General features: G+C 61.1%; 16 protein-coding genes. 14 read left to right on the forward strand and 2 right to left on the reverse strand.

Annotated elements, in window-relative coordinates:
* Nucleotides 1–9: 9 nt before the first annotated feature.
* Nucleotides 10–1,293, reverse strand: a complete 1,284-nt coding sequence (locus DJ563_RS00240) for an OprD family porin (protein ID WP_274099587.1) — start codon at nucleotides 1,291–1,293, stop codon at nucleotides 10–12.
* Between the two features lie 764 nt (nucleotides 1,294–2,057).
* Here DJ563_RS00240 and DJ563_RS00245 point away from each other — a divergent pair.
* The gene (locus DJ563_RS00245; RefSeq protein ID WP_274099588.1) at nucleotides 2,058–2,477 is read left to right on the forward strand and encodes an HIT family protein; all 420 of its coding nucleotides are present in this window, start codon (nucleotides 2,058–2,060) and stop codon (nucleotides 2,475–2,477) included.
* Nucleotide 2,478: 1 nt separating this feature from the next.
* Entirely contained in the window at nucleotides 2,479–2,685 is a 207-nt protein-coding gene (locus tag DJ563_RS00250; RefSeq protein ID WP_186658305.1) for a SlyX family protein, read from the forward strand.
* A 38-nt stretch (nucleotides 2,686–2,723) separates the two neighbouring features.
* Here DJ563_RS00250 and DJ563_RS00255 read toward each other — a convergent pair whose 3' ends face one another.
* On the reverse strand, nucleotides 2,724–3,317 hold the full coding sequence (locus DJ563_RS00255; RefSeq protein ID WP_274099589.1) for a cold-shock protein: 594 nt from the start codon (nucleotides 3,315–3,317) through the stop codon (nucleotides 2,724–2,726).
* A gap of 278 nt (nucleotides 3,318–3,595) precedes the next feature.
* Here DJ563_RS00255 and DJ563_RS00260 point away from each other — a divergent pair, with 278 nt between their 5' ends.
* From DJ563_RS00260 to tolA, 12 genes are all read left to right on the forward strand, one after another.
* Nucleotides 3,596–4,069, forward strand: a complete 474-nt coding sequence (locus tag DJ563_RS00260; RefSeq protein WP_016392255.1) for a Dps family protein — start codon at nucleotides 3,596–3,598, stop codon at nucleotides 4,067–4,069.
* A gap of 164 nt (nucleotides 4,070–4,233) precedes the next feature.
* Complete coding sequence (locus tag DJ563_RS00265) at nucleotides 4,234–4,566, forward strand: ribbon-helix-helix domain-containing protein (RefSeq protein ID WP_434518630.1); 333 nt, start codon at nucleotides 4,234–4,236, stop codon at nucleotides 4,564–4,566.
* Between the two features lie 92 nt (nucleotides 4,567–4,658).
* Nucleotides 4,659–4,880, forward strand: coding sequence for an FmdB family zinc ribbon protein (locus DJ563_RS00270; RefSeq protein WP_033699849.1), 222 nt, complete (start codon nucleotides 4,659–4,661; stop codon nucleotides 4,878–4,880).
* Between the two features lie 93 nt (nucleotides 4,881–4,973).
* Nucleotides 4,974–6,749, forward strand: coding sequence for an aspartate--tRNA ligase (gene aspS, locus DJ563_RS00275; RefSeq protein ID WP_274099591.1), 1,776 nt, complete (start codon nucleotides 4,974–4,976; stop codon nucleotides 6,747–6,749).
* Between the two features lie 114 nt (nucleotides 6,750–6,863).
* A complete protein-coding gene (locus DJ563_RS00280) occupies nucleotides 6,864–7,610 on the forward strand; it encodes a YebC/PmpR family DNA-binding transcriptional regulator (RefSeq protein ID WP_434518631.1) in 747 nt (248 codons plus the stop codon).
* A gap of 187 nt (nucleotides 7,611–7,797) precedes the next feature.
* On the forward strand, nucleotides 7,798–8,322 hold the full coding sequence (gene ruvC, locus DJ563_RS00285; RefSeq protein WP_434518632.1) for a crossover junction endodeoxyribonuclease RuvC: 525 nt from the start codon (nucleotides 7,798–7,800) through the stop codon (nucleotides 8,320–8,322).
* A 109-nt stretch (nucleotides 8,323–8,431) separates the two neighbouring features.
* Nucleotides 8,432–9,049, forward strand: coding sequence for a Holliday junction branch migration protein RuvA (ruvA, locus tag DJ563_RS00290; RefSeq protein ID WP_274099594.1), 618 nt, complete (start codon nucleotides 8,432–8,434; stop codon nucleotides 9,047–9,049).
* Entirely contained in the window at nucleotides 9,046–10,092 is a 1,047-nt protein-coding gene (gene ruvB / locus DJ563_RS00295) for a Holliday junction branch migration DNA helicase RuvB (protein WP_186658328.1), read from the forward strand. Before ruvA ends, ruvB begins: the two co-directional genes overlap by 4 nt.
* A 125-nt stretch (nucleotides 10,093–10,217) precedes the next feature.
* Nucleotides 10,218–10,670 (forward strand): tol-pal system-associated acyl-CoA thioesterase, encoded by a 453-nt coding sequence (gene ybgC / locus DJ563_RS00300; protein ID WP_033699843.1) that lies wholly within the window; start codon nucleotides 10,218–10,220, stop codon nucleotides 10,668–10,670.
* Between the two features lie 2 nt (nucleotides 10,671–10,672).
* Complete coding sequence (gene tolQ / locus DJ563_RS00305) at nucleotides 10,673–11,368, forward strand: protein TolQ (protein ID WP_008090219.1); 696 nt, start codon at nucleotides 10,673–10,675, stop codon at nucleotides 11,366–11,368.
* 14 nt (nucleotides 11,369–11,382) lie between these two features.
* The gene (tolR, locus tag DJ563_RS00310; RefSeq protein WP_012273765.1) at nucleotides 11,383–11,835 is read left to right on the forward strand and encodes a protein TolR; all 453 of its coding nucleotides are present in this window, start codon (nucleotides 11,383–11,385) and stop codon (nucleotides 11,833–11,835) included.
* The gene (gene tolA / locus DJ563_RS00315; RefSeq protein ID WP_033699841.1) at nucleotides 11,835–12,953 is read left to right on the forward strand and encodes a cell envelope integrity protein TolA; all 1,119 of its coding nucleotides are present in this window, start codon (nucleotides 11,835–11,837) and stop codon (nucleotides 12,951–12,953) included. The genes tolR and tolA overlap by 1 nt, the downstream gene beginning before the upstream one ends.
* The last annotated feature ends 25 nt before the right edge of the window (nucleotides 12,954–12,978 follow it).

The following is a 12,978-nucleotide window of genomic DNA, read 5'->3' on the forward strand; positions in this document are numbered from 1 at the left end:
AAGCGAGGCTTACAGGATGCTCAGCGGGTACTCGACGATCAGACGCAGTTCGTCGATCGAGCTCGAACCGTAGTACACACCGTCGCTGGAGCGGTAAGTGGCCTGACGGACACGGAAGCTCAGGTCCTTCGCTGGGCCGCTCTGCATGACGTACTTGACGTCGATGTCGCGTTCCCATTCCTTGCCGTTGTCGGTGGTGCGGGTGGTTGCACCGCTACCGCGAGCATAACGGGTCATGAAGGTCAGGCCTGGCACGCCGAACTCGGCGAAGTTCAGGTCGTAGCGCGCCTGCCAGGATTTCTCGTCTTCGGCGTTGAAGTCGGAACGGGCGATGGAGTTGGCCAGGAACACGGTACCGCCGCCGTCTACGCCGTAGGCGTAGTCGCCGTCACCGCTGACCTTCTGGTAGGCCAGGGTAAAGGTGTGGGCGCCGATGTTGTAGGCGCCGGACAGGCTGGCTGCGATGTTGTCGAGTTCGTTGCTGCCGTCGGACTTGGTGACGAACGCGCCAGTGCGGTTGTCGCCGATGGACTTGGTGTCATAGATGTTGAAGTCGAACACCAGGCCTTGCTTGTCGCTGATCGGCAGCGCCCAGTTCACGTTGCCGTACCACTTGCGGAAGTGATCTTCGACGCGCGAGTAGTAGATGCTGGTGCTGAGGCTGTCGGTAAAGGCGTAGGTGCCACCGAAGATGTTGGCTTCGGTCAGGTTCAGGCTGTCGTGGTAGGTCTGAGCCTGGGCATTCATCGCGGTGAAGTGACCGGCGTTCAGGGTCAGGCCGCTGATCTCGTTGCTGGTGATCAGGCCGCCTTCGGCAACTTCCGGCAGCAGTCGGCTGTCGTCGGTGGCGAATACTGGCATGGCGGTGAACTGGTCGCCGAACTTCAGCACGGTATTGGAGATGCGCACTTTTACAGCGCCACCGCCTTCGGAGTAATCATCTTGCGAGCGACCGTCGGAGCCTTGTGGGAACAGGCCGGTGCCGGCACGGCCACGGCCGCTGTCCAGCTTCAGGCCAAGCATGCCGATGGCGTCGACGCCGAAGCCTACGGTGCCCTGGGTGAAGCCCGATTCGTAAGTGCCGAGGAAGCCAAGGCCGGTTTCTTCCACGCGGCTCTGGGTGCCGGCTGGGTTGTTGCGGAAGTCACGGCTGAAGTACAGCATGCGAGTTTTGACGTTCAGCTGGCTGTCTTCGATGAAACCCTTGGACTCGTCTTGTGCAGAGGCGAAGGCCAATTGCGAGGTCCCTGCCGAAACGGCCAGGGCGATCATGCTCCACTTCATCACGCGCATCGTGATTTGCTCCTTTGGTTTTTAGGAAGAGTACCGCTGCGCCCAAGTCTTTTAGTTATATGGGGCAGCTCTTTCTTGTTATGTCGGCGGAAATGTATAGCACGCTGACTGTTGTTGGCGATATGGGCATATAGAACCTTTCGGGAACTTTATGGTCATGTCGCTTGTAGGTAATTCCATGTCGCAAATCACGTCCCGGATTCCCGGGCCGTACAACGCCAGCGCCGTTCCTGTCGCCGTAACGAATCTGTAACTACAGATTACGGCTAGGGAAACTCCCTGGTGTATCCAAAGCGGCTGTTGTTATTTGTCGCGTACATCCCTTGATGCAGATGTCGTGCCGACTTGGTGTGGAGGGAATGCAACAAGCGTGCACAAAATTAACCCCGGTTCATGAAATTTTCACAAATGGGGGTGCCGAAGGTCGGAAAGTACCGGAAACACGGGCTGAGGCTTGTCTGATGGTGTGCCAGATAAGTTAGGCATTTCAAACCCAAAAGCTGTCATAAAAGTCAATGTGTTACCGGCCACTGTTAATGCAGTGTCATTCGAGTGGGTAAAAGCGTAGTGGTGTGCTCGTTTGCGGCCTCATTTTGGTGCGAAAAGTAGCGCTGTGTTACCGCAGTTGTGCAGGCGGGGGGCGTAGATGAACTTAAAGTGTGCAGCGCACCGCAGCGCTTGCATGCCGGCGCCGGCGAAGCAAGGTATCCTTGCCCAATGTCCCGTGTAGGACGGGCCCGTTTTTGTCTGTTGGAGGTTTTGCATTGTTTGAGATGGATACGCGTTTGCAGCAGGACTCCCTGGTGCTTGGAGACTTCCCGTTGTGCCGTCTGCTGCTTAGCAAAGATGCCAATTACCCCTGGTTCATCCTGGTGCCCAAGCGCGCCGGCGTGAGCGAAGTGTTCGACTTGAGCCAGGAAGACCAAGCGCAGCTGTTCAAGGAAACCACTGACCTGGCGCAGGCGCTCAAGGGCGAGTTCAAGGCTGACAAGATGAACATTGCCACGCTGGGCAATGTGGTCAGCCAGCTGCACATGCACGTCATCGTTCGCCGCCATGGCGATGCTGCCTGGCCTGCGCCGGTGTGGGGCAAGGTGCCTGCGGTCGAGTATGCGCCAGGGCAGGTCGACGCCATCCGTCAGCGCCTTCGCACGCTGCTCGACAACGATTACCAGGAGGCCTGACATGTCACCTGAATCGCGAATCATCGAGCTTGAAACCCGCCAGGCGTTCCAGGACGACACGCTCCAGGCGCTGAATGATGTGGTGGTCGAGCAGGGGCGTGTGATCGACCGCTTGCAACTGCAGATGGCCGAACTGCTCAAGCGTTACGAAGAAATGGTAGGGCAGTACGGCAGCGAGGGAGAAGAGGCGCCGCCCCCTCATTATTGAGTTCAGGCAGCCCTGGCATTGCACCAGGGCTGGCAAGGTCAGCGACGGGTTACTGCCACCACATCTTCGGCCTGCAGGCCTTTGTCACGGTGCATGACCGAAAACTCGACGCGCTGGCCTTCCACCAGAATCCGGTGGCCTTCGCCGCGAATAGCGCGGAAGTGCACAAAGATGTCATCGCCCGAATCGCGGGAAATGAAGCCAAAGCCTTTGGAGGTATTGAACCACTTCACGGTGCCCGTATCGCGGTTGCCGGCCTCCAGTGGGGCGCTCTGGCTGTTGCGGGCCTTGCGGGGGCCGCGGGCGAAGCCTGCGGCCAGGTGCAGGGCCACGGCCAGCACCGCGCAGACCAGCGCAGCCAGGTTGCCCATCTCGGGCCGAGCCAGCAAGGTCAGGGTCTGCAGTACCACGGCGACCACCAGCAAGGCGCAGGCCAGGTGTTGCAGTTGTTGCCGTGCACCTCGGTAGTACAGCGGCAAGACCGGGGCCAATACCAGGTTAAGCAGGCCGAGCAGTGCCAGGTAGACCGCATCGGGTTGCTGCAGGAAGGGTGTTGCATCGGTTTTCAGGCTGGGCATGAGCGATAGCAGCAAAGCCGCTACGCCCGTCACCAGATGGACGATCTTGAACATGGGGTTGGCTCACAGTTGACAAGCTGATCACAGGAAGAGCTGGCGACACGGTGCGCATGAGGTGTAAAGCGCGAACACGTGGTGTGCCAGCCTATGCACCCGGCAATGACAATCCGCACGGGTGGCACCCTGCCTATTTAACAGCAAAGGCGCAGGCTACTCAAACCGCAGGTCTGCGCAGCCGATGTGTTGCGCCATGTCACAGGCGGCTTCTGCCAAGTGTTGATACAGTGTGAAGGGCCCGCTTGATCATCAAGCCTTATGGAAAGGGGAACTTCATGGCAATCGATATCGGTATCAGTGAAGAAGATCGCAAGTCCATCGTCGAAGGGCTGTCGCGCCTGTTGTCGGATACCTATGTGCTGTATCTGAAAACCCATAACTTTCATTGGAACGTCACCGGCCCTTCGTTCCGCACCCTGCACCTGATGTTCGAAGAGCAATACAACGAGCTGGCCCTGGCGGTCGACTCGATCGCCGAGCGGATTCGTGCCCTGGGCTTCCCGGCACCGGGTTCCTATGCATTTTATGCGCGGCATTCTTCGATCAAGGAGGAGGAGGGCGTGCCGGTGGCGGATGAGATGATCCGTCAGCTGGTGCAAGGCCAGGAAGCGGTCGTGCGCACTGCACGCAGCATCTTCCCGGTGGTGGACAAGGTCAGCGATGAGCCGACCGCCGACTTGCTGACCCAGCGCATGCAGGTACACGAAAAAACTGCCTGGATGCTGCGCGTGTTGCTTGACGGTAAATAGCCGCCGTAGCGTCAGAAATGCCTGAAAGCCCGGTTGCCGTCACGGCAACCGGGCTTTCTGCATTTCTGCGGGAAGGTTTTGCCGCTGCTGCGGATGCGCAGGCTGGCGCTTCATGGTTGCCGTGGCCCTAAGTGCAGGGCAATGACAGTCGATGGAGTGGCCCGATGGCGAGGCAAGTGGACAAGCGGGGCGCTGGCCAGGGTTGCTGGCCAGGCAAGCAATGCGTCGACCCCTTCAAAGCCGATTTCGACATGCTGCAGATCAGGCCGGTGTCACGCTCGGTCCGGCTCAATGGGTTTTCAACCTGCCTGCGGCTGGAAGCAGTCTACTGGGGCATTCTGGAGCGTATCGCCGAGGCCAACTGCTGTTCGGTCAGCGCGGTGCTGTCGTATGTGGACCGCGAGGTACATCTGCGCCAGGGCGGGGTGCGCAACTTCAGCGGCCTGATCCGCGTGATCTGCGTCGCCTGGCTGCTCGACCCGCCGAGTGCACGCTGATCGCCAGGCGGGCTGCGCAGTGCTTGCTAACCATATATAATCCCGCTTTTTGCTGCCCCGGCAGCCAGCGTTATGGTTGACGAGAGACACCCATGCCCCTTTATGACTATCAATGTGCGTCCTGCGAGCACCGCATGGAAGCGCTGCAGAAGATCAGCGCCGCGCCGCTGACCGATTGCCCGGCCTGTCAGGCGCCGGCACTGAAGAAGCTGCTGTCTGTCCCAGGCTTTCGCCTGAGCGGCACCGGTTGGTACGAAACCGACTTCAAGACCGGGGCAAAAAAGAATCTGGCAGGCGGCGACAAGGCCGACTGAGTTGAATGCTGTGACCGGGTCTTGCAGTATTAGCCCTCTGGGCGGCCAAGGCCTCCACCGAATACACGAATCACGAGAAGCGAAACCACCATCATGATGCGCAGCCATTATTGCGGCCAACTGAACGAGAGCCTGGACGGCCAGGAAGTCACCCTTTGCGGCTGGGTCCATCGTCGCCGCGACCACGGCGGGGTGATCTTCCTCGACATCCGTGACCGCGAGGGCATGGCCCAGGTCGTGTTCGACCCTGATCGCGCCGAAACCTTCGCTGCCGCCGACCGTGTGCGCAGCGAGTACGTCGTGCAGATCACCGGCAAGGTACGCCGCCGTCCGGAAGGCGCGGTCAACCCGAACATGGCCTCCGGTGGCATCGAAGTGCTGGGCTACGACCTGCAGGTCCTCAATGAGGCCGAAACGCCGCCGTTCCCGCTCAACGAATACTCCGACGTCGGCGAGGAAACCCGCCTGCGCTACCGCTTCATCGACCTGCGTCGCCCGGAAATGGCCGACAAGCTGCGTCTGCGTTCGCGCATCACCAGCAGCATCCGTCGCTTCCTCGACGAGAACGGCTTCCTTGACGTCGAGACGCCGATCCTCACCCGCGCCACCCCAGAGGGCGCGCGTGACTACCTGGTGCCGAGCCGCACCCACGCTGGCAGCTTCTTTGCCCTGCCGCAGTCGCCCCAGCTGTTCAAGCAGCTGCTGATGGTTGCCGGTTTCGACCGTTACTACCAGATCGCCAAGTGCTTCCGTGACGAAGACCTGCGTGCTGACCGCCAGCCGGAATTCACCCAGATCGACATCGAGACCAGCTTCCTCGATGAAGCCGAGATCATGGGCCTCACCGAGAGCATGATCCGCAAGCTGTTCAAGGAAGTCCTGGACCTGGAGTTCGGTGATTTCCCGCACATGACCTTCGAAGAAGCCATGCGCCGTTACGGTTCCGACAAGCCAGACCTGCGTAACCCGCTGGAACTGGTCGACGTTGCCGATCAGCTCAAGGACGTCGAGTTCAAGGTCTTCGCAGGCCCGGCCAACGATCCTAAATGCCGCGTTACCGCCCTGCGTCTGCCAGGCGGCGCCAGCATGCCGCGCAGCAAGATCGACGAGTACACCAAGTTCGTCGGCATCTACGGTGCCAAGGGCCTGGCCTACATCAAGGTCAACGAGCGCGCCAAAGGCGTCGAAGGCCTGCAGTCGCCGATCGTCAAGAACATCCCTGAGGCCAACCTCAACGTGATCCTCGATCGCGTGGGCGCAGTCGATGGCGACATCGTGTTCTTCGGCGCCGACAAGGCCAAGATCGTCAGCGAAGCCCTGGGCGCGCTGCGGATCAAGGTGGGTAACGACTTCAACCTGCACACCTGCGAATGGGCGCCGATGTGGGTTGTCGACTTCCCGATGTTCGAAGAGAACGACGACGGCAGCTTCACTGCGCTGCACCACCCGTTCACTGCACCGAAGTGCTCCCCGCAAGAGCTGGAGGCCAACCCGGCCACCGCGCTGTCGCGTGCTTACGACATGGTGCTGAACGGCACCGAACTGGGTGGCGGCTCGATCCGTATCCACCGCAAAGAGATGCAACAGGCGGTGTTCCGTCTGCTGGGTATCGAAGCGGCAGAACAGGAAGAGAAGTTCGGCTTCCTGCTCGACGCCCTGAAGTTCGGCGCCCCGCCTCACGGTGGCCTGGCCTTCGGCCTGGATCGCCTGGTCATGCTGATGACCGGCGCCCAGTCGATCCGTGAAGTGATCGCCTTCCCGAAAACCCAGAGCGCTGCCTGCGTCATGACCCAGGCCCCAGGCATGGTCGACGCCAAGGCCTTGCGCGAGCTGCACATCCGCCTGCGCGAACAGACCAAGGTCGAGTAAGCGGGCCCCGGGCGCATCCACATGGATGCGCCTTTGCGTTACGGCGCAGGTTTTTTTGTCGTTGCGCCCCGTCAGGGGCGCAATTGTTTGTGTTTCAAAGAATTTGGAGTCGTTATGGCTGGTCATTCCAAGTGGGCGAACATCAAGCACCGCAAAGAGCGCCAGGATGCCAAGAGAGGCAAGGTCTTCACCAAGTGGATCCGCGAGCTGACCGTTGCAGCCAAGCAGGGCGGCGGTGACCCGGCGTCCAACCCGCGCCTGCGTCTGGCGCTGGACAAGGCCCTTGGCGCCAACATGAGCCGCGATATCATCGACCGCGCCGTTGCCCGTGGTGCTGGCACCAACGAAAGCGACAACGTCGAAGAGCTCAGCTACGAGGGTTACGGCCCAGGTGGCGTGGCGATCATGGTCGAGGCCATGACCGACAACCGCAACCGTACTGCCGCGGCCGTGCGTCATGCCTTCACCAAGTGTGGTGGCAACCTCGGTACCGATGGCTCGGTGGCCTACCTGTTCGAGCGCAAGGGCCAGATCAGCTTCGCGCCGGGCGTGGATGAAGACGCCTTGATGGAAGCCGCGATGGAGGCCGATGCCGACGACGTGGTGAGCAATGACGATGGCTCGTTCGACGTCTTCACTTCCTTCAACAGCTTCTACGCTGTGCGTAATGCCCTGGAAGAGGCCGGCTTCAATGCCGGTGACGCCGAAATCGTCATGCAGCCGACCACCAGCGCCGAGCTCGACCTTGAAGGCGCAGAAAAGGTGCTCAAGCTGATCGACATGCTCGAGGATCTGGACGACGTGCAGAACGTCTACTCCAATGCGCAGATTTCTGACGAGATCATGGAAAAACTCGGCTAAGGTGTGCTGGCGTATCAAGCCAGGCATGTGAGTTTTTCAGCGTCTGTACCGGCCCTTTCGCGGGGCGAGCCCGCTCCCACAGGTCCCTGCCATCCTTAAGGCCAGCGGGGTACTTGTGGGGGTGGGCTCGCCCCGCGAAAGGGCCGGTGCAGTTTGCAAAAATGCATCCCTAAATACGACAGGCGTTATGACTCTGATTCTTGGTATCGACCCCGGCTCGCGGATCACCGGTTACGGCGTGGTTCGCCAAACGGCCCGTGGTTGCGAGTATGTGGCGTCGGGTTGTATCCGCACGGGCAGTGGCGAGTTGCATGAACGTCTGCAGATTGTCTTTCGCGGTGTCAGCGAGGTCATCAGGCTGCACGAGCCGGTAACCATGGGCATTGAACGGGTGTTCATGGCCCGCAACCCCGACTCGGCGCTCAAGCTCGGCCAGGCCCGCGGTGCTGCGATCGTGGCGGCGGCCGAGGCGGGGCTGGAAATCGCCGAATACAGTGCCACCCAGGTCAAGCAGGCCGTCGCAGGCACGGGCGGCGCCAACAAGGAGCAAGTGATGGTGATGGTCATGCACCTGCTCAAGCTGACGCAAAAGCCGCAGATCGACGCCTCCGACGCCCTCGCCATCGCCCTGTGCCATGCCCATACCCGCTCCAGCCTGGTGCCACATGGCCTGGCCACGGCACGCCGGCGCGGTGGGCGCTTGCGTCTGTAAGCGCTTCATGCGCTGATACACATTTTGTTCGGGTGGCAGGTTCACCCGGCGCATTTGCTGATAGGGTTGAGCGGTCTTTGACCGGCTCCCCGAGAGGAAGGATCGGAACGTGATTGGACGTTTGCGCGGCACCCTGGCGGAAAAACAACCGCCGCACCTGATTATCGACGTCAACGGCGTGGGCTACGAGCTGGAAGTGCCCATGACCACCCTGTATCGCCTGCCCAAGGTTGGCGAAACGGTGACCGTGCACACCCACCTGGTGGTACGTGAAGACGCCCACCTGCTCTATGGCTTCCACGAAAAGCGCGAGCGCGAACTGTTCCGCGAACTCATTCGCCTCAATGGCGTCGGGCCGAAGCTGGCGCTGGCATTGATGTCGGGCCTGGAAGCCGACGAACTGGTGCGCTGCGTGCAGGCCCAGGACACCTCGGCCCTGGTGCGCGTGCCGGGTGTTGGCAAGAAGACCGCCGAACGCCTGCTGGTCGAACTCAAGGACCGCTTCAAGGCCTGGGAGACCTCGCCGGCCATGTTCACCCTGGTGTCCGATGGGCCGGCACCGGCCAGCGGCGACTCCTCAGCCGAGGCCGATGCGGTCAGTGCATTGGTTTCCCTGGGCTACAAACCCCAGGAAGCCAGCAAGGCAGTGTCCGCCATCAAGGACAAGGCCGGCCTGAGCAGTGAAGAGCTGATCCGCCGCAGCCTCAAAGGGATGATTACCAAGTGATCGAAGCCGACCGTCTGATCGCCGCCAGTGGGCGTGACCGCGAAGAGGTCCAGGACCGCGCGATCCGCCCCTTGCGCCTGGACGACTACATCGGGCAGCCCGTGGTGCGCGAGCAGATGGCGCTGTTCATCCAGGCCGCGCGTGGCCGCAGCGAGTCGCTTGACCATACCTTGATCTTTGGCCCGCCAGGGCTGGGCAAGACCACCCTGGCCAACATCATCGCCCAGGAAATGGGCGTGTCGGTCAAGAGTACCTCGGGGCCTATTCTCGAGCGCCCGGGCGACCTGGCGGCGATGCTGACCAACCTTGAGCCCCACGACGTGCTGTTCATCGACGAAATCCACCGGCTTTCACCGGTCGTCGAAGAGGTGCTCTACCCGGCAATGGAAGACTTCCAGCTCGACATCATGATCGGCGAGGGGCCCGCCGCACGCTCGATCAAGCTCGACCTGCCGCCCTTCACCCTGGTGGGGGCCACCACCCGTGCCGGCATGCTGACCAACCCCTTGCGGGACCGTTTCGGCATTGTTCAGCGCCTGGAGTTCTACAGCGACAAGGACCTGGCGACCATTGTCAGCCGTTCCGCCGGTATCCTGGGCCTGGTCATCGAAGACCAGGGCGCCTTCGAGATCGCCCGGCGTGCCCGTGGCACGCCACGTATCGCCAACCGCTTGCTGCGCCGTGTGCGCGACTACGCCGAGGTGCGCGGCAAGGGCCAGATCACCAAGGCCGTGGCAGACCTTGCGCTGAACCTGCTTGACGTCGACGAGCGTGGTTTCGACCACTCCGACCGCCGCCTGCTGTTGACCATGATCGAGAAATTCGACGGTGGCCCGGTGGGGGTGGACAACCTTGCGGCAGCCATCAGCGAAGAGCGTCACACCATCGAGGACGTGCTCGAGCCCTACCTGATCCAGCAGGGTTACATCATGCGCACGCCGCGCGGCCGTGTGGTCACCCGGCATGCCTACCTGCACTTTGGCCTGAATGTTCCTGGGCGCTTGGGGGAGGGTGGTGATTTTTCCGAGCCAGGCGATGAATGACAGATCAAAACCGGCTTTTTGTGGTCCTACCGCTGGCATGCCACAGGCGCGCTGGCAATAAGACATTAATGAAGAAAAAACAGTTGCCGCAGCGGATTGGCAAGCTGAGGAGTAAGCACTAGAGTATGCGCGCGCAAAATCAGCTCGAACCGTTCGCCCACCGTTGTCGCGTCTATTACGAAGACACCGATGCGGGCGGCGTGGTGTATTACGTCAACTACCTGAAATTCATGGAGCGCGCGCGTACCGAGCGGTTGCGACACCTGGGCTTTTCCCAGTCGCAGCTGGCCGGTGAAAACCTGTTGTTCGTGGTCCATTCCAGCGAGGCGCGCTACCACGCGCCGGCGCGGCTGGACGATGAGCTACGGGTCACCGCGCAAGTACTTGAACTCAATCGTGCCAGCCTGCGCTTCGTGCAGCAGGTCTGGCGGGAAAAGGATGAAACGCTGCTCTGCGAGGGGCAGTTCCTGGTGGCCGCCGTGCGCGCCGACACTTTCAAACCCCGAGCCATACCCCCCAAGCTGCGCGACGCCTTTATGGCGGACGGCTCGGGTACTCAATCGAATGCAGGAGAATAAGCGTGGAAGCTAACGTCGTCGACCATACCTCCATGTGGAGTCTGGTCAGCAATGCCAGCGTGGTGGTACAGCTGGTAATGCTGATCCTGGTGGCCGCCTCGGTCACCTCATGGATCATGATCTTTCAGCGCAGCACCATGCTGCGCGCCGGTCGTCGTGCGCTGGATGCCTTCGAGGAGCGCTTCTGGTCGGGTATCGACCTGTCCAAGCTGTACCGTCAGGCAGGCAGCAACCCGGACCCGGACTCGGGCGTGGAGCAAGTCTTCCGCGCAGGTTTCAAGGAGTTCTCGCGCCTGCGCCAGCAGCCGGGCGTAGACCCGGACGCGGTCATGGAAGGCGTAGGCCGGGCCATGCGCGTGGCCATCTCGCGTGAGGAAGAAAAGCTCGAGCAGAGCCTGCCGTTCCTCGCCACTGTCGGTTCGACCAGCCCGTACATCGGCTTGTTCGGTACCGTGTGGGGCATCATGAACTCCTTCCGCGGCCTGGCCAGCGCCCAGCAGGCCACTTTGGCCACGGTTGCCCCAGGTATCGCCGAAGCCCTGATCGCCACCGCAATCGGCCTGTTCGCGGCAATCCCTGCGGTTATCGCCTACAACCGTTTCGCCGCACGCAGCGAAGTGCTGATCGGCCGTTACTACACCTTCGCCGACGAGTTCCAGGCGATCCTGCACCGCAAAGTGCACACCAGCGAAGAGTAATCAGGTAGAAGCCCATGGCCCGAGTTCGCCACAAACGCAAGCCGGTCGCCGAGATGAACGTGGTGCCCTACATCGACGTGATGCTGGTGCTGCTGGTCATCTTCATGGTGACGGCCCCCATGCTCAACCAGGGCGTGAAGGTCGACCTGCCCAAGGTTTCCAGTGAAGCCTTGCCGCAGGACAACAACGTCCAGATCCTTACCATCTCCATCAAGGCCGACAAGACCTACTATTGGAACCTCGGCAGCGAAGTCGATACCGATAAACAGATGGACAAGGCCATGACCTTGCCCGACATGACCAACGCAGTGACCAAAATCATTGCTGCCGGTCGTGACCAGGGCAAGCAGACCCAGGTCTTCATTCGTGGCGACAAGGCTGTCGACTACGGCGCGGTCATGGGTGCCATGGGCGGGTTGCAGAAGGCCGGTGTCGGTAACGTTGGCCTGATTACCGAGGCGCCCTGATGCAACAGCGAGAGCCATCCGCCTCGGAAAGCTACTTCTGGCCCAGTGTCTGGGCCATCGGCCTGCATGTGCTGGTGTTCGCTATGCTGTTCGTCAGTTTTGCCATGACGCCTGAACTGCCGCCTTCCAAGCCGATCGTCCAGGCTACTCTGTATCAGCTCAAGTCCAAGAGCCAGGCGACTACCCAGACCAATCAGAAGATTGCCGGGGAAGCGAAGAAAACCGCCTCGCGCCAGACCGAAGTCGAGCAGCTGGAGCAGAAGAAGGTCGAGCAAGAGGCCGTGAAGGCCGCGGAACAAAAGAAAGCCGACGCCGCTCAAAAGGCCGAGGAGGCTCGCGAGGCCGCCGAAGCCAAGAAGGCCGAGGACGCCGCCAAGGCCGCCGAGGCGAAAGAGGCCACCGAGGCCAAGAAAGCCGCCGAAGCCAAGAAGGCCGATGAGGCGAAGAAAGCCGCCGAGAAACAGCAGGCCGATATCGCCAAGAAGAAGGCTGAGGAAGAGGCCAAGAAGAAAGCCGCCGAGGACGCCAAGAAAGAGGCCGCCGAGGAAGCGAAAAAACAAGCCACCGAGGATGCCAAGAAAAAGGCAGCCGAAGAGGCCAAGAAGAAAGCAGCCGAGGACGCCAAGAAGAAAGCGGCGGCCGAGGACGCGAAGAAGAAGGCAGCTGAAGAGGCCAAGAAAAAGGCTGCGGCAGACGCCCAGAAGAAAAAGGCACAGGAAGCGGCCCGCAAGTCGGCAGAAGACAAGAAAGCCCAGGCCCTGGCCGAGCTGTTGTCCGATACCACCGAGCGGCAGCAGGCGCTGGCTGACGAGCAAGGTGACCAGGTGGCCGGCGATTTCGACGACCTGATCCGCATGCGCGCAGCCGAGGGCTGGGCACGTCCGCCTTCCGCGCGCAAGGGCATGACGGTAGTCCTGCAGATCAACATGCTGCCAGATGGCACCATCACCAACGTCAGCGTGTTGCGCTCCAGTGGCGACGGCCCGTTTGACAGTTCGGCGGTGGCAGCAATGAAGAACATCGGTCGTCTGACCGAAATGCAGGGTATGAAGCCGAGCGATTTCAACAGGTATCGTTCGTTCAAGATGACATTTACTCCTGAGGATCTAGCGTTGTGATTAAACTCCTTCGAGGACTGCTGGT

The sequence above is a fragment of the Pseudomonas sp. NFX1 genome (genome assembly GCF_051123555.1).
Classification (GTDB): domain Bacteria; phylum Pseudomonadota; class Gammaproteobacteria; order Pseudomonadales; family Pseudomonadaceae; genus Aquipseudomonas; species Aquipseudomonas capeferrum.

Excerpts from the sequence above, each read along its gene's own strand:
- DJ563_RS00240 (WP_274099587.1), bottom strand. The coding sequence starts at position 1,293 with ATGCGCGTGATGAAGTGGAGCATGATCGCCCTGGCCGTTTCGGCAGGG.
- DJ563_RS00250 (WP_186658305.1), top strand. The coding sequence starts at position 2,479 with ATGTCACCTGAATCGCGAATCATCGAGCTTGAAACCCGCCAGGCGTTC.
- DJ563_RS00255 (WP_274099589.1), bottom strand. The coding sequence starts at position 3,317 with ATGTTCAAGATCGTCCATCTGGTGACGGGCGTAGCGGCTTTGCTGCTA.
- DJ563_RS00260 (WP_016392255.1), top strand. The coding sequence starts at position 3,596 with ATGGCAATCGATATCGGTATCAGTGAAGAAGATCGCAAGTCCATCGTC.
- DJ563_RS00265 (WP_434518630.1), top strand. The coding sequence starts at position 4,234 with ATGGCGAGGCAAGTGGACAAGCGGGGCGCTGGCCAGGGTTGCTGGCCA.
- DJ563_RS00270 (WP_033699849.1), top strand. The coding sequence starts at position 4,659 with ATGCCCCTTTATGACTATCAATGTGCGTCCTGCGAGCACCGCATGGAA.
- aspS (WP_274099591.1), top strand. The coding sequence starts at position 4,974 with ATGATGCGCAGCCATTATTGCGGCCAACTGAACGAGAGCCTGGACGGC.
- DJ563_RS00280 (WP_434518631.1), top strand. The coding sequence starts at position 6,864 with ATGGCTGGTCATTCCAAGTGGGCGAACATCAAGCACCGCAAAGAGCGC.
- ruvC (WP_434518632.1), top strand. The coding sequence starts at position 7,798 with ATGACTCTGATTCTTGGTATCGACCCCGGCTCGCGGATCACCGGTTAC.
- ybgC (WP_033699843.1), top strand. The coding sequence starts at position 10,218 with ATGCGCGCGCAAAATCAGCTCGAACCGTTCGCCCACCGTTGTCGCGTC.
- tolR (WP_012273765.1), top strand. The coding sequence starts at position 11,383 with ATGGCCCGAGTTCGCCACAAACGCAAGCCGGTCGCCGAGATGAACGTG.
- tolA (WP_033699841.1), top strand. The coding sequence starts at position 11,835 with ATGCAACAGCGAGAGCCATCCGCCTCGGAAAGCTACTTCTGGCCCAGT.